13 protein-coding genes and 1 pseudogene are annotated in these 15,394 nt (G+C 55.5%); 12 read left to right on the top strand and 2 right to left on the bottom strand.

Annotation, left to right across the window (positions count from 1 at the left end):
* Nucleotides 1–65: 65 nt before the first annotated feature.
* Nucleotides 66–1,388: an MFS transporter gene (locus AC0TNG_RS13945; protein ID WP_473712548.1), complete on the top strand. Its 1,323-nt coding sequence runs from the start codon at nt 66–68 to the stop codon at nt 1,386–1,388.
* On the opposite strand, the gene satP is transcribed toward AC0TNG_RS13945, so the two are convergent.
* Nucleotides 1,365–1,931 (bottom strand): acetate uptake transporter, encoded by a 567-nt coding sequence (gene satP / locus AC0TNG_RS13940; RefSeq protein ID WP_008502042.1) that lies wholly within the window; start codon nt 1,929–1,931, stop codon nt 1,365–1,367. The genes AC0TNG_RS13945 and satP overlap by 24 nt on opposite strands.
* A gap of 296 nt (nt 1,932–2,227) precedes the next feature.
* Here satP and dnaK point away from each other — a divergent pair, with 296 nt between their 5' ends.
* The 4 genes from dnaK to nhaR all read left to right on the top strand — a co-directional run bounded on the left by dnaK (nt 2,228) and on the right by nhaR (nt 7,680).
* Nucleotides 2,228–4,141, top strand: a complete 1,914-nt coding sequence (gene dnaK, locus AC0TNG_RS13935; RefSeq protein WP_024907421.1) for a molecular chaperone DnaK — start codon at nt 2,228–2,230, stop codon at nt 4,139–4,141.
* Nucleotides 4,142–4,228: 87 nt separating this feature from the next.
* Nucleotides 4,229–5,374, top strand: coding sequence for a molecular chaperone DnaJ (gene dnaJ, locus AC0TNG_RS13930; protein ID WP_023310347.1), 1,146 nt, complete (start codon nt 4,229–4,231; stop codon nt 5,372–5,374).
* Nucleotides 5,375–5,546: 172 nt separating this feature from the next.
* Entirely contained in the window at nt 5,547–6,722 is a 1,176-nt protein-coding gene (gene nhaA, locus AC0TNG_RS13925; RefSeq protein ID WP_407820844.1) for a Na+/H+ antiporter NhaA, read from the top strand.
* A 58-nt stretch (nt 6,723–6,780) separates the two neighbouring features.
* Nucleotides 6,781–7,680, top strand: coding sequence for a transcriptional activator NhaR (nhaR, locus tag AC0TNG_RS13920; protein ID WP_003856462.1), 900 nt, complete (start codon nt 6,781–6,783; stop codon nt 7,678–7,680).
* Nucleotides 7,681–7,737: 57 nt separating this feature from the next.
* On the opposite strand, the gene rpsT is transcribed toward nhaR, so the two are convergent.
* A complete protein-coding gene (gene rpsT, locus AC0TNG_RS13915; protein ID WP_003856458.1) occupies nt 7,738–8,001 on the bottom strand; it encodes a 30S ribosomal protein S20 in 264 nt (87 codons plus the stop codon).
* A 101-nt stretch (nt 8,002–8,102) separates the two neighbouring features.
* On the opposite strand from rpsT, the pseudogene AC0TNG_RS13910 reads away from it, so the two are divergent.
* The 7 genes and pseudogenes from AC0TNG_RS13910 to dapB all read left to right on the top strand — a co-directional run bounded on the left by AC0TNG_RS13910 (nt 8,103) and on the right by dapB (nt 15,139).
* Nucleotides 8,103–8,321 (top strand): annotated as a pseudogene (locus AC0TNG_RS13910) (DUF2575 domain-containing protein).
* A gap of 7 nt (nt 8,322–8,328) precedes the next feature.
* Nucleotides 8,329–9,255, top strand: coding sequence for a bifunctional riboflavin kinase/FAD synthetase (gene ribF, locus AC0TNG_RS13905; RefSeq protein ID WP_024907423.1), 927 nt, complete (start codon nt 8,329–8,331; stop codon nt 9,253–9,255).
* A 45-nt stretch (nt 9,256–9,300) separates the two neighbouring features.
* Nucleotides 9,301–12,117, top strand: coding sequence for an isoleucine--tRNA ligase (ileS, locus tag AC0TNG_RS13900; RefSeq protein ID WP_473712547.1), 2,817 nt, complete (start codon nt 9,301–9,303; stop codon nt 12,115–12,117).
* Nucleotides 12,117–12,617: a signal peptidase II gene (gene lspA, locus AC0TNG_RS13895; RefSeq protein WP_008502034.1), complete on the top strand. Its 501-nt coding sequence runs from the start codon at nt 12,117–12,119 to the stop codon at nt 12,615–12,617. The genes ileS and lspA overlap by 1 nt, the downstream gene beginning before the upstream one ends.
* Nucleotides 12,618–12,710: 93 nt before the next feature.
* Complete coding sequence (fkpB, locus tag AC0TNG_RS13890) at nt 12,711–13,160, top strand: FKBP-type peptidyl-prolyl cis-trans isomerase (RefSeq protein WP_003856450.1); 450 nt, start codon at nt 12,711–12,713, stop codon at nt 13,158–13,160.
* A 1-nt stretch (nt 13,161) separates the two neighbouring features.
* Complete coding sequence (gene ispH, locus AC0TNG_RS13885; protein ID WP_024907425.1) at nt 13,162–14,112, top strand: 4-hydroxy-3-methylbut-2-enyl diphosphate reductase; 951 nt, start codon at nt 13,162–13,164, stop codon at nt 14,110–14,112.
* A gap of 205 nt (nt 14,113–14,317) precedes the next feature.
* Entirely contained in the window at nt 14,318–15,139 is an 822-nt protein-coding gene (dapB, locus tag AC0TNG_RS13880; RefSeq protein ID WP_473712546.1) for a 4-hydroxy-tetrahydrodipicolinate reductase, read from the top strand.
* The last annotated feature ends 255 nt before the right edge of the window (nt 15,140–15,394 follow it).

Below are 15,394 nucleotides of genomic sequence, written 5' to 3'. Positions count from 1 at the left end.
TATAGTAATTTTTTCTTTACGAATGCTGTAAAAATAAATCCACAACACACGCACAATGGTTCGCTATGTCACATAACACCCGACCTCTGAATCGACAGGACTACAAAACCCTCACGCTCGCGGCCTTAGGCGGCGCGCTGGAGTTTTACGACTTTATCATCTTCGTCTTCTTCGCCGCCGTGGTGGGAGAACTCTTCTTCCCGGCGGATATCCCGGAATGGCTGCGTCAGGTGCAAACCTTCGGCATATTTGCCGCCGGGTATCTGGCGCGTCCGCTGGGCGGCATTATCATGGCCCACTTTGGCGATCTGGTCGGGCGCAAGAAGATGTTTACCCTTAGCATCCTGCTGATGGCCGTGCCGACGCTGGCCATTGGTTTGCTACCTACCTATGCCTCGATGGGCATTCTCGCGCCGTTGCTGCTGTTGCTGATGCGCGTCCTGCAGGGGGCGGCGATTGGCGGTGAAGTGCCGGGCGCGTGGGTGTTTGTCGCGGAACATGTTCCCGTGCGCCGCATTGGTATCGCCTGCGGAACCTTAACGGCGGGGCTGACGGTCGGGATCCTGCTCGGCTCGGTGGTCGCAACAATTGTGAATACCAGCATGACGCAGCAGGCCGTGCACGACTGGGGCTGGCGTATTCCGTTCCTGCTGGGTGGGGCGTTTGGTCTGGTCGCGATGTACCTGCGCCGCTGGCTGCAGGAGACGCCGATTTTCCTCGAGATGCAGCAGCGCAAAGCGCTGGCGCAGGAGCTGCCGGTGAAGGCGGTTGTGGTACGCCATAAAAGAGCGGTGGTGGTATCGATGCTGCTGACCTGGCTGCTCTCGGCGGGCATTGTGGTGGTGATATTGATGTCTCCGGTCTGGCTGCAAAAGCAGTACGGCTTCGCCCCTGCCGTGACGCTACAGGCGAACAGTATCGCGACAATCATGCTCTGCTTTGGCTGTCTGGCCGCCGGGCTGGCGGCGGATCGTTTTGGTGCCAGCGTTACCTTTATCATCGGTAGCCTGCTACTGGCCGCATCAAGCTGGGCGTTTTACCATCTGGCGGGCAGCCATCCTGAACAGCTGTTCCTGCTGTACGGCGTGGTAGGGCTGTGCGTGGGCGTAGTGGGGGCTGTGCCTTACGTCATGGTGCGAGCATTCCCACCGGAAGTTCGTTTCACCGGGATCTCGTTCTCTTACAACGTGTCGTATGCCATTTTCGGCGGGCTGACGCCGATTGCGGTCACCGTGCTGATGGGCGTGTCTCCCCTGGCTCCGGCCTGGTACGTGCTGGCGCTGTCGGTGATGGGGCTGGTATTAGGATTTTGGCTTCGTCAGGCGGGGGAATGTCGTGCCCGCGAGGCGGGCACGACAGAGGGATCAGTGTTTTTCACCAATCGGTAAAACGGTGCGGTCAAACTGCTCGTTCAGCACTTCACCCATTGCCAGGTAGATAGCGCTTGCGCCGCAAACCAGACCAATCCAGCCTGCAACATGAACGATGCCTTCGTTATCCACCAGGTGACCAATCGCCAGCAGGGCGAACAGGACGGTCAGGCTCAGGAAGACGAACTGCAGCATGCGGTTGCCTTTCAGGGTACCGAAGAACATGAACAGGGTGAAGACGCCCCACAGGCCCAGGTAAACGCCCAGGAAGTGGGCGTTTGCCGCGTCAGCCATGCCCATTTTAGGCAGTAGCAGAATGGCAACCAGGGTCAGCCAGAAAGAACCGTAAGAGGTGAATGCGGTTAAGCCGAAGGTATTGCCTTTCTTATATTCCAGCAGGCCCGCGAAGATTTGCGCGATACCGCCGTAAAAAATGCCCATCGCCAGGATGATGCCATCCATCGGGAACATCCCGATATTGTGCAGGTTCAGCAGGATAGTGGTCATGCCAAAACCCATCAGGCCCAGCGGAGCCGGATTAGCCAACTTAGTGTTGCCCATAAGTCCTCAAAAAAATCATCATTAATATGGTGAAATGGTTAAACCCGCGTCAGTTCTCCCTGACTGGGCGCGGCATCATAATGGGCGCAATCGATGGCGTCTATGATCTCATCAGGGTGAAATTAAAATTTTTTTTATCATTCCCCCTTGATGGATGCCGTCGCGACCCCATCTTGTAGTCAACCGCAGTGTGTGGACCTGAAAAAAATCAAATCTGGGCAGTTGAAAAAGCACGTTCTGCCCTTATTACAGGTACACAACCACATGTTGACTGAATTTTTAGTGGAGACGTTTAGATGGGTAAAATTATTGGTATCGACCTGGGTACTACCAACTCTTGTGTAGCGATTATGGATGGCACTACTGCACGCGTGCTGGAGAACGCCGAGGGCGATCGCACCACGCCTTCTATCATTGCTTATACCCAGGATGGTGAAACTCTGGTTGGTCAGCCGGCTAAACGTCAGGCAGTGACAAACCCGCAAAACACCCTGTTTGCGATTAAACGCCTGATCGGTCGCCGCTTCCAGGACGAAGAAGTTCAGCGTGACGTTTCCATCATGCCTTACAAAATCATCGCGGCAGATAACGGCGATGCATGGCTTGATGTGAAAGGCGCTAAAACTGCACCACCGCAGATTTCTGCTGAAGTGCTGAAGAAAATGAAGAAAACCGCTGAAGATTACCTGGGTGAGCCGGTAACTGAAGCTGTTATTACCGTACCTGCCTACTTCAACGATGCTCAGCGTCAGGCAACCAAAGATGCTGGCCGTATCGCAGGTCTGGAAGTAAAACGTATCATCAACGAACCAACCGCGGCTGCACTGGCTTACGGTCTGGATAAAGAAGTTGGCAACCGCACTATCGCGGTTTACGACCTGGGTGGTGGTACCTTCGATATCTCTATTATCGAAATCGACGAAGTTGACGGCGAAAAAACCTTCGAAGTTCTGGCAACCAACGGTGATACCCACCTGGGTGGTGAAGACTTCGATACCCGTCTGATCAACTACCTCGTTGACGAGTTCAAGAAAGATCAGGGCATTGACCTGCGTAACGACCCGCTGGCTATGCAGCGCCTGAAAGAAGCCGCTGAGAAAGCGAAGATCGAGCTGTCTTCCGCTCAGCAGACCGACGTGAACCTGCCATACATCACTGCAGACGCGACCGGTCCTAAACACATGAACATCAAAGTGACCCGTGCGAAACTGGAAAGCCTGGTAGAAGACCTGGTGAACCGTTCTATCGAGCCGCTGAAAGTTGCTCTGCAGGATGCGGGCCTGTCCGTATCCGATATCCAGGACGTTATCCTGGTCGGTGGTCAGACCCGTATGCCAATGGTTCAGAAGAAAGTGGCTGAGTTCTTTGGTAAAGAGCCACGTAAAGACGTTAACCCGGACGAAGCAGTTGCAATCGGTGCTGCGGTTCAGGGTGGCGTACTGACCGGTGAAGTTAAAGACGTACTGCTGCTGGACGTTACCCCGCTGTCTCTGGGTATCGAAACCATGGGCGGTGTGATGACTGCGCTCATCAACAAAAACACCACCATCCCGACGAAACACAGCCAGGTGTTCTCTACCGCTGAAGACAACCAGTCTGCGGTAACCATCCATGTGATTCAGGGTGAGCGTAAGCGTGCGGCGGATAACAAATCTCTGGGTCAGTTCAACCTGGACGGTATTAACCCGGCACCGCGCGGCATGCCGCAGATCGAAGTGACCTTCGACATCGATGCTGACGGTATCCTGCACGTGTCTGCGAAAGACAAAAACAGCGGTAAAGAGCAGAAGATCACCATCAAGGCATCTTCTGGCCTGAACGAAGCGGAAATCGAAAAAATGGTTCGCGATGCCGAAGCTAACGCGGAATCCGACCGTAAGTTCGAAGAGCTGGTTCAGACCCGTAACCAGGGTGACCATCTGCTGCACAGCACCCGTAAGCAGGTTGAAGAAGCAGGCGATAAACTGCCAGCGGAAGACAAGACTGCTATCGAAGCTGCACTGAGTGCGCTGGAATCCTCACTGAAAGGTGAAGACAAAGCGGACATCGAAGCGAAGATGCAGGAACTGGCGCAGGCTTCTCAGAAGCTGATGGAAATCGCTCAGCAGCAGCACGCTCAACAGCAGGCGGGCGCTGACGCTTCAGCGAACAACGCGAAAGACGACGACGTTGTCGACGCTGAGTTCGAAGAAGTTAAAGATAAAAAATAATCGCCCTGATGCAGGGTAATTAATCGGCACGGGCGTAGGAGAACTCTCCACGCCCGTGCTCGCATGTTAAGGGGCTTAAAAAAACCAATGGCAAAGCAAGACTATTACGAGATTTTAGGCGTTCCGAAAACTGCGGAAGAGCGTGAAATCAAAAAGGCGTATAAGCGCCTGGCCATGAAATTCCACCCGGACCGTAACCAGGGTGATAAAGAGGCTGAAGCCAAATTTAAAGAGATCAAAGAAGCCTACGAAGTCCTGACCGATGCACAAAAACGTGCGGCCTATGACCAGTACGGTCACGCAGCCTTTGAACAGGGCGGCATGGGCGGCGGTGGATTCGGTGGCGGCGGCTTTGGCGGCGGCGCTGACTTCAGCGATATCTTTGGCGATGTGTTTGGCGACATCTTCGGCGGTGGCCGTGGTCGTCAGCGCGCGGCGCGCGGCGCGGACCTGCGCTACAACATGGAGCTGACGCTGGAAGAGGCCGTCCGCGGTGTCACCAAAGAGATCCGTATTCCGACGCTGGAAGAGTGTGACGTTTGCCACGGCAGCGGCGCGAAAGCAGGTACACAGCCTCAGACCTGTCCAACCTGTCACGGCTCTGGTCAGGTGCAGATGCGTCAGGGCTTCTTCGCGGTACAGCAGGCCTGTCCGCACTGTCACGGTCGCGGTACGCTGATTAAAGATCCGTGCACCAAATGCCACGGCCACGGTCGCGTTGAGAAAACCAAGACCCTCTCCGTTAAAATCCCGGCTGGCGTCGATACGGGCGACCGCATTCGTCTGGCGGGTGAAGGTGAAGCAGGTGAACACGGCGCACCGGCAGGCGATCTGTACGTTCAGGTGCAGGTGAAGCAGCACGCCATCTTCGAGCGCGAAGGTAATAACCTGTACTGCGAAGTGCCGATCAACTTCGCGATGGCGGCACTGGGCGGTGAAATCGAAGTACCGACGCTGGATGGTCGCGTGAACCTGAAAGTGCCTGGTGAAACCCAGACAGGTAAGCTGTTCCGCATGCGCGGGAAAGGCGTTAAGTCCGTTCGCGGTGGTGCGCAGGGCGACCTGCTGTGCCGCGTCGTCGTTGAAACGCCGGTTGGCCTGAACGACAAGCAGAAACAGCTGCTGAAAGAGCTGCAGGAGAGCTTTGGTGGCCCAACGGGTGAGAAAAACAGCCCGCGTTCCAAAAGCTTCTTCGATGGCGTCAAAAAATTCTTCGATGATTTGACCCGTTAATCTGTTCTCAGATTTTCATCCGCAAAAGCCCGGGAGCGATTCCGGGCTTTTTCTATTTACGGGTATTGATCGGTAAAACTGAATCTATACTCAATATTAATCTGTTTTTGCCGAGCTATTTGGCTTGGTATTATGGTTTTATCGAGGTATTGTTGTAACAGAGAGAATTAAAGTGAAATTACTACACCGTTTTTTTAGCAGTGAGGCGTCCGGCGGCGTCATCCTGATTATTGCCGCTGCGGCCGCGATGGTGCTGGCTAACCTTGGCATCACGCAGGAACTCTACCATGCATTTCTGGAAACGCCCGTTGAGCTGAAGGTCGGGGCGCTCGAAATTAACAAGAACATGCTGCTGTGGATCAACGATGCGCTGATGGCGGTGTTCTTCCTGCTCGTCGGGCTTGAGGTTAAGCGTGAGCTGGTACTGGGCTCGCTTGCCAGCCGCCAGCGCGCGGCGTTCCCGGTGATTGCCGCGCTCGGCGGGATGGTGGTGCCGGCGCTGCTCTTCCTGGCGTTCACCTGGCAGGATCCGATTGCACGTCACGGCTGGGCGATCCCGGCTGCGACGGATATCGCCTTTGCGCTCGGGGTGCTGGCATTGCTGGGAAGCCGCGTGCCGGTGGCCCTGAAAATCTTCCTGATGGCGCTGGCGATAATCGATGACCTGGGTGCCATTGTGATTATCGCACTGTTCTACACCAGCGATCTGTCGATCCTGTCCCTGAGCGTGGCCGCCGGGGCGATTGCGGTGCTGGCGCTGCTGAACATCTTCAATGTTCGCCGTATCGGTATCTATATCCTGGTGGGGATGGTGCTGTGGACGGCGGTGCTGAAATCAGGCGTGCACGCCACGCTGGCGGGCGTGATCGTCGGCTTCTTCGTACCGCTGAAGCCGCAGGACGGCAAGTCGCCTGCCAAACAGCTGGAGCATGTGCTGCACCCGTGGGTCGCCTTTATGATCCTGCCGCTGTTTGCGTTTGCCAACGCGGGCGTTTCCCTCGGCGGCGTGACGCTGGACGGGCTAACGTCCGTGCTGCCGCTGGGCATTATTGCCGGGCTGTTTATCGGCAAGCCGCTGGGTATTAGCCTCTTCTGCTGGCTGGCGACAAAGCTGAAGCTGGCGTCTTTGCCGCACGGCACCACCTTTAAGCAGATTATGGCCGTCGGCGTGCTGTGTGGTATAGGGTTTACGATGTCGATCTTTATCTCGACGCTGGCGTTTGGGACGCATGCGCCTGAGCTTATCGTCTGGGCAAAACTCGGCATTCTCATCGGGTCATTACTGGCTGCGGTAATCGGTTATACCTTGCTGAAGGTAAAATTGTCCGGACAGGCCGTCCAGGCATAACGGAACACCGGGAGGAGGCGAGCCTTCTCCCGATACACACTCAGGGAGAGAAGACGCGATGTCTCATTTGAATTACAACCATCTTTACTACTTCTGGCACGTCTATAAACAGGGATCGGTGGTCGGGGCAGCAGAGGCGCTCTACCTGACGCCGCAAACCATCACCGGGCAAATCAAGGCGCTGGAAGAGCGTTTGCAGGGCAAGCTGTTCAAGCGTAAGGGGCGCGGGATTGAACCCAGCGAACTGGGTGAACTGGTTTTCCGCTACGCGGACAAGATGTTCACCCTGAGCCAGGAGATGCTGGATATCGTTAACTATCGCAAAGAGTCGAACCTGCTCTTTGATGTTGGCGTGGCGGATGCGCTGTCCAAACGGCTGGTGAGCGGCGTGCTGGATGCGGCGGTGGTGGAAGATGAGCAAATCCATCTGCGCTGCTTTGAATCCACCCATGAGATGCTGCTGGAACAGCTCAGCCAGCACAAGCTGGATATGATTATCTCGGACTGCCCGATTGACTCCACCCAGCAGGAAGGGCTGTTCTCGGTGAAGATTGGCGAATGCGGCGTCAGCTTCTGGTGTATTAATCCGCCGCCGGAAAAACCGTTCCCCGCGTGCCTGGAAGAGCGTCGCCTGCTGGTGCCGGGAAGGCGCTCCATGCTTGGGCGCAAGTTGCTGAACTGGTTTAACTCGCAGGGGCTGAACGTGGAGATACTCGGTGAGTTCGACGATGCGGCGCTGATGAAAGCCTTTGGCGAAGCGCATAACGCGATCTTCGTTGCGCCGACGCTGTACGCGCACGATCTCTATTCGGACGATAAGATTACGGAGATAGGCAGAGTGGATAACGTGATGGAGGAGTATCACGCCATATTTGCCGAAAGAATGATTCAGCACCCGGCGGTACAGCGAATCTGTAACCGCGACTATTCAGCGCTGTTTACGCCACCGGCAATCTGAAGACATAAAAAAACCCGCGTTAAGCGGGTTCTTTAAACAAGCAACAACAAGTAGCGATTAAGCCAGTTTGTTGATCTGCGCAGTCAGGTTTGCTTTATGACGCGCTGCTTTGTTTTTGTGGATCAGACCTTTAGCAGCCTGACGATCCACGATTGGTTGCATTTCGTTAAATGCGTTCTGCGCTGCAGCTTTGTCGCCTGCTTCGATTGCTGCGTATACTTTCTTGATGAAAGTACGCATCATAGAGCGACGGCTTGCGTTGTGCTTACGAGCCTTTTCAGACTGAACGGCACGTTTCTTAGCTGATTTGATATTAGCCAAGTCCAACTCCCAAATATGATCTATGTGGACAATTCAAAGGCCGAGGAATATGCCCTCTTTGCCTTCTTTTGTCAATGGATTTGTGCAAATAAGCGCCGTTAATTAGCGACGCTACGTTACGTAGTGATGGCGCAGGATTCTACCAGCTTGTCTTCCCTGAATACAGCCTTTCGGCATAAAAATCGCAGTTCACGAGCAGATTTTTTCGCTGCGAAAGGTCAGCCTGATGAAATCATTACGGCTTTCTGTTTTGCACGAACAATCGCCGGTTAACCTTAACCGTTGTACAAGGTATACTTTGGCGATTTTCACTGTTTTGAGCCAGACATGAAGCTGATACGCGGCATACATAATCTCAGTAGTGCGCCACACGGGTGCGTGCTGACCATTGGTAATTTCGACGGCGTGCATCGTGGTCATCAGGCGCTGTTGCAGGGATTGCGTAAAGAAGGGGAGGCCCGTGGCCTGCCCGTTGTGGTGATGATTTTCGAACCGCAGCCGCTGGAGCTGTTCGCGGGTGATAAATCTCCCGCCCGTCTCACTCGCCTGCGCGAGAAGTTGCGCTACCTGGCAGAGTCCGGTGTGGACTACGTATTGTGTGTACGTTTCGATCGCCGCTTTGCCGCGCTGACAGCACAAAATTTTGTCAGCGACCTGCTGGTTAAGCGTCTTGGCGTACAGTTTCTCGCCGTGGGCGATGATTTCCGCTTTGGCGCTGGTCGTCAGGGCGATTTCTTGCTATTACAGAAGGCTGGTCTGGAGTACGGGTTTGACGTCACCAGCGCGATGACCTTCTGTGAGGGCGGCGTGCGCGTCAGCAGCACGGCGGTTCGCCGGGCACTGGCCGATGACGAGCTGGAGACGGCGGAAACCCTGCTGGGGCATCCGTTCACCATCTCTGGCCGCGTGGTACATGGCGATGCGCTGGGCCGCACGATAGGCTTCCCGACGGCGAATATACCGCTGCGTCGTCAGGTTTCCCCGGTTAAAGGGGTGTATGCGGTGGAAGTGGCAGGACTGGGCGATAAGCCGTTTTACGGCGTCGCCAATATTGGCACGCGTCCGACCGTCGCCGGTGTGCGTCAACAGCTGGAAGTGCACCTGCTGGATGTTGTAATGGACCTGTATGGTCGCCATATAGATGTGATACTGCGTAAAAAAATACGCAACGAGCAGCGATTTGGTTCGCTGGATGAACTCAAAGCGCAAATTGCGCGAGATGAATTGACGGCCCGCGAGTTTTTTGGGCTTTGAACCCGGCTTAACTGCCTACGTGATAAATACGGAACCGAGAATCTGATGAGTGACTATAAATCAACCCTGAATTTGCCGGAAACAGGGTTCCCGATGCGCGGCGATCTCGCCAAGCGCGAACCGGGAATGCTGGCGCGTTGGACCGATGATGACCTGTACGGCATCATTCGTGCAGCCAAAAAAGGCAAAAAATCCTTCATTCTGCATGATGGCCCTCCATATGCGAATGGCAGCATTCATATTGGTCACTCGGTTAACAAGATTCTGAAAGACATTATCGTGAAGTCCAAAGGCCTCGCGGGATATGACTCGCCTTACGTTCCGGGCTGGGACTGCCACGGTCTGCCAATCGAGCTGAAAGTTGAGCAGGAGTTTGGCAAGCCGGGTGAGAAGTTCACCGCCGCCGAGTTCCGTGCGAAGTGCCGCGAATACGCCGCTACGCAGGTTGACGGTCAGCGCGCTGACTTCATCCGTCTGGGCGTGCTGGGCGACTGGTCGCACCCGTACCTGACCATGGACTTCAAAACCGAAGCCAACATCATCCGTGCGCTGGGTAAAATCATCGGTAACGGCCACCTGCACAAAGGCGCTAAGCCGGTGCACTGGTGCGTGGACTGCCGCTCTGCGCTGGCAGAAGCGGAAGTTGAGTATTACGACAAAACCTCTCCATCTATCGACGTGGCCTTCCAGGCCGTCGATCAGGATGCGGTGAAGGCCAAATTTGGCGTCTCCTCGGTAAACGGCCCAATCTCGCTGGTGATCTGGACCACCACCCCGTGGACCCTGCCTGCGAACCGCGCGATCTCACTGTCCGGTGAGTTCGAATACGCGCTGGTTCAGGTTGAAGGTCAGGCGGTTATCCTGGCGAAAGATCTGGTTGAGAGCGTGCTGAAGCGTGCGCATATCACCGACTACACCGTGCTGGGCACCGTGAAGGGTGACGCCCTGGAGCTGATGCGCTTCAAGCACCCGTTCCTGGACTTCGACGTTCCGGCGATTCTGGGCGACCACGTGACGCTGGAAGCGGGTACCGGTGCGGTGCATACCGCCGGTGGCCACGGTCCTGACGACTACAACATCAGCCTGAAGTACGGTCTGGAAATCGCTAACCCGGTGGGCCCGGATGGTTCTTACCTGCCTGGCACCTACCCGGCTCTGGACGGCATCAACGTCTTCAAAGCGAACGACATCATCGTCGACATGCTGCGCACCAGCGGCGCGCTGCTGCACGTTGAAAAAATGCAGCACAGCTATCCGTGCTGCTGGCGTCACAAGACCCCGATCATCTTCCGTGCGACCCCGCAGTGGTTCGTCAGCATGGATCAGAAGGGCCTGCGCGAGCAGTCTCTGAAAGAGATCAAAGGCGTGCAGTGGATCCCTGACTGGGGCCAGGCGCGTATCGAATCCATGGTGGCTAACCGTCCTGACTGGTGTATCTCCCGTCAGCGTACCTGGGGCGTGCCGATGTCTCTGTTCGTGCATAAAGAGACGCAGGAGCTGCACCCGAACACCCTGGAACTGATGGAAGAAGTGGCGAAGCGCGTCGAAGTTGACGGCATTCAGGCGTGGTGGGATCTCGACGCCCGCGATATCCTGGGCGCTGACGCAGACAATTACGAGAAAGTGCCGGATACCCTGGACGTGTGGTTTGACTCCGGATCGACCCACTCCTCCGTGGTTGACGTGCGTCCGGAGTTTGCTGGCCACGCTGCCGATATGTATCTGGAAGGCTCTGACCAACACCGCGGCTGGTTCATGTCATCTCTGATGATCTCTACCGCCATGAAGGGTAAAGCGCCTTACCGTCAGGTACTGACTCACGGCTTCACCGTGGATGGTCAGGGCCGTAAGATGTCCAAATCTATCGGTAACACCGTTTCTCCGCAGGACGTGATGAACAAGCTGGGCGCAGACATTCTGCGTCTGTGGGTGGCGTCGACCGACTACACCGGCGAAATGGCGGTATCTGACGAGATCCTGAAACGTGCTGCCGACAGCTATCGTCGTATCCGTAACACCGCGCGCTTCCTGCTGGCGAACCTGAACGGGTTCGATCCGGCAAAAGACATGGTGAAACCGGAAGAGATGGTCGTGCTGGACCGCTGGGCGGTAGGCTGCGCGAAAGCGGCGCAGGAAGATATCCTGAAGGCCTATGAGTCTTATGACTTCCACGAAGTGGTGCAGCGCCTGATGCGCTTCTGCTCCATTGAGATGGGCTCGTTCTACCTCGACATCATCAAAGACCGCCAGTACACCGCGAAAGCGGATAGCGTGGCGCGTCGTAGCTGCCAGACCGCGCTGTTCCATATCGCAGAAGCGCTGGTACGCTGGATGGCGCCGATCATGTCCTTCACCGCGGATGAAATCTGGGGTTACCTGCCGGGCGATCGTGAGAAGTATGTCTTCACCGGCGAGTGGTACGAAGATCTGTTCGACCTCTCCAGCACCGAAGCGATGAACGATGCCTTCTGGGACGAGCTGCTGAAAGTGCGTGGCGAAGTGAACAAGGTTATCGAGCAGGCGCGTGCAGACAAGAAAGTCGGCGGCTCTCTGGAAGCAGCAGTCACGCTGTACGCTGAACCGGAGCTGGCGGCGAAGCTGACGGCGCTGGGCGATGAATTACGATTTGTCCTGTTGACCTCCGGTGCGAAAGTTGCGGATTATGCCGAGGCTTCTGCTGATGCTCAGCAGAGCGAACTGCTCAAAGGACTGAAAGTCGCGCTGAGCAAAGCCGACGGTGAGAAATGCCCGCGTTGCTGGCATTACACCACCGATGTTGGCCAGGTGGCGGAACACGCAGACATCTGCGGACGCTGTGTAAGCAACGTCGCCGGTGACGGCGAAAAACGTAAGTTTGCCTGATGAGTAAAACTCTCTGTTCAACAGGACTGCGCTGGCTGTGGCTGGTTGTGGTGGTGCTGATTATCGATCTGGGCAGCAAGTTCCTGATCCTCCAGAATTTTGCTCTGGGGGAGACGGTCCCGCTGTTCCCGTCACTTAACCTGCACTACGCACGTAACTACGGCGCAGCGTTCAGTTTCCTTGCCGACAGCGGTGGCTGGCAGCGCTGGTTCTTTGCGGGTATCGCTCTCGGTATCTGCGTGATCCTGGCTGTGCTGATGTACCGCTCGAAGGCGACGCAAAAGCTGAATAACATCGCCTACGCGCTGATCATTGGCGGCGCGCTGGGCAACCTGTTTGACCGCCTGTGGCACGGCTTTGTGGTCGATATGATCGACTTCTACGTCGGCGACTGGCACTTCGCGACCTTTAACCTCGCCGATAGCGCTATTTGCATCGGTGCGGCGTTAATCGTGCTGGAAGGCTTCTTGCCTAAACCGGCCGCGAAAGAGCAGGCGTAAAAACCATCCGGGTGGCGCTGCGCTTACCCGGCCTACGGTTAATGTAGGCCCGGCAAGCGCAGCGCCACCGGGCAAAACAAGCGAGCAATTTGCATGTCTAAATCCGTACAGAGCAACAGCGCGGTTCTCGTTCACTTCACGCTGAAGCTGGATGACGGCTCCACGGCCGAATCCACCCGCAATAACGGCAAACCGGCCCTGTTTCGTCTTGGCGATACTTCCCTGTCTGAAGGTCTTGAGCAGCAGCTTCTCGGTCTGAAAGAGGGTGAGAAAAAAGCCTTTTCGCTGGAGCCGGATGCCGCGTTTGGCGTGCCAAGTCCCGATCTGATCCAGTATTTCTCGCGTCGTGAGTTCATGGACGCGGGCGAACCGGAAATCGGGGCGATTATGCTCTTTACCGCTATGGACGGCAGCGAAATGCCTGGCGTGATCCGCGAAATCAACGGCGACTCGATTACCGTTGATTTCAACCATCCGCTTGCCGGGCGTACCGTTCATTTTGATGTTGAAGTGCTGGAAATCGATCCTGCACTGGAGGCCTGAAATGCAGATCCTGTTGGCTAACCCGCGCGGCTTTTGCGCCGGTGTAGACCGCGCTATCAGCATTGTTGAAAACGCGCTGGAGATTTACGGCGCGCCGATTTATGTACGTCACGAAGTGGTGCATAACCGCTACGTGGTTGACAGCCTGCGCGAGCGCGGCGCCATATTTATCGAGCAGATCAGCGAAGTGCCGGACGGTGCGATCCTGATCTTCTCCGCGCACGGCGTCTCCCAGGCGGTACGTAACGAAGCGAAAAGCCGCGATCTGACCGTATTCGATGCCACCTGTCCACTGGTGACCAAGGTGCATATGGAAGTGGCGCGCGCCAGCCGTCGTGGTGAAGAGTCGATTCTGATTGGCCATGCCGGTCATCCGGAAGTTGAAGGCACCATGGGCCAGTACAGCAACCCGGAAGGGGGGATGTATCTGGTCGAGTCGCCGGAAGATGTCCTGACGCTGAACGTGAAAAATGAAGCCCGTCTGTCGTTTATGACCCAGACGACGCTCTCCGTAGACGATACCTCAGACGTGATTGACGCCCTGCGTCAGCGCTTCCCGAAAATCGTCGGTCCGCGTAAAGATGATATCTGCTATGCGACCACTAACCGTCAGGAAGCGGTGCGCGCACTGGCTGAACAGGCGGATGTGGTGCTGGTGGTCGGCTCCAAAAACTCGTCTAACTCCAATCGCCTGGCCGAACTGGCGCAGCGCATGGGGAAGGCAGCGTTCCTGATTGATGATGCGTCGGATATTCAGGAAGCGTGGGTTAAGCATGCGGCCTGTGTCGGCGTGACGGCCGGGGCGTCTGCGCCAGATATTCTGGTTCAGAACGTCATTTCCCGTCTGCAGGAGCTGGGCGGTGGCGAAGCGGTGCCGCTGGAAGGACGTGAAGAGAATATCGTTTTCGAAGTCCCGAAAGAACTGCGCATCGACGCCCGCGAAGTCGAATAGTCCCTTTTCTGATGAAAGGCCAGCACCTCCTGTGCTGGCCTTTTTTTTAACCGTTACTTTATCGTGACGACAAAATCATGTCTTTTACTGATATTTAAGTCGGTTTCACGTTAAATTCTAATTATCGGTGTTTTCAGTTGGCAGTGCTTCTCAAGGCTGGTTAATCTGAAAACGGTTTACATCATTTTAACGTAAGAGAATAACTATGCATGATGCACAGATCCGTGTCGCCATTGCGGGCGCGGGTGGACGTATGGGCCGTCAGCTTATTCAGGCGGCACTTCAGATGGATGGCGTCGCGCTTGGCGCGGCCCTGGAGCGTGAAGGTTCTTCACTTCTGGGGACCGATGCCGGTGAGCTGGCGGGCGCAGGCCACACGGGCGTTACCGTGCAAAGCAGCCTGGAGGCGGTAAAAGAGGACTTCGATGTCTTCATCGATTTTACCCGCCCGGAAGGGACGCTCACGCATCTGGCGTTTTGCCGTCAGCACGCCAAGGGGATGGTGATCGGCACCACCGGTTTTGACAACGCGGGTAAGCAGGCTATCCAGGATGCATCAAAAGAGATTGCGATTGTCTTCGCCGCAAACTTCAGCGTGGGCGTTAACGTCATGCTGAAGCTGCTGGAGAAGGCCGCGAAGGTGATGGGCAACTATACCGATATTGAGATTGTCGAAGCTCACCACCGCTATAAGGTTGATGCGCCATCAGGCACGGCGCTGGCAATGGGCGAAGCGATTGCTCATGCACTTGATAAAGATTTAAAAGACTGCGCGGTCTATGCCCGTGAAGGCCACACCGGGGAGCGCGTGCCGGGCACCATTGGTTTCGCAACCGTCCGGGCGGGTGACATCGTCGGCGAACATACCGCGATGTTCGCCGATATTGGCGAGCGCGTCGAGATTACGCATAAAGCGTCCAGCCGAATGACGTTTGCCAATGGTGCCGTTCGGTCCGCCTTGTGGCTGAAAGAGAAGAAAAATGGTCTTTTTGATATGAGAGATGTGCTTGATCTCAACAATCTGTAAGCATTATTACCCATCGTGATGTGGTTATTGCAGTCGTAATTCTTTGATTGCATAGGGCAATAATTTATTGCCCTTTTATTTTATCTGTTTCGTGCTAATTTTGTTCATTTAGCCTTGAAAGTATAGCTATTCCACTTAATTCTCGTTACTGAAATGTAAATTTTGACCATTTGGTCCACTTTTTGATGCTGCGTCGACTCATTTTTCATTAAACCCGGCGCGCAAGCGTTTTCCGCAGTGATTTACCTGATCTTT

This window comes from Enterobacter sp. PL_is514, assembly GCF_055816715.1.
This window is presented reverse-complemented; position numbering and strand designations above follow the sequence as displayed.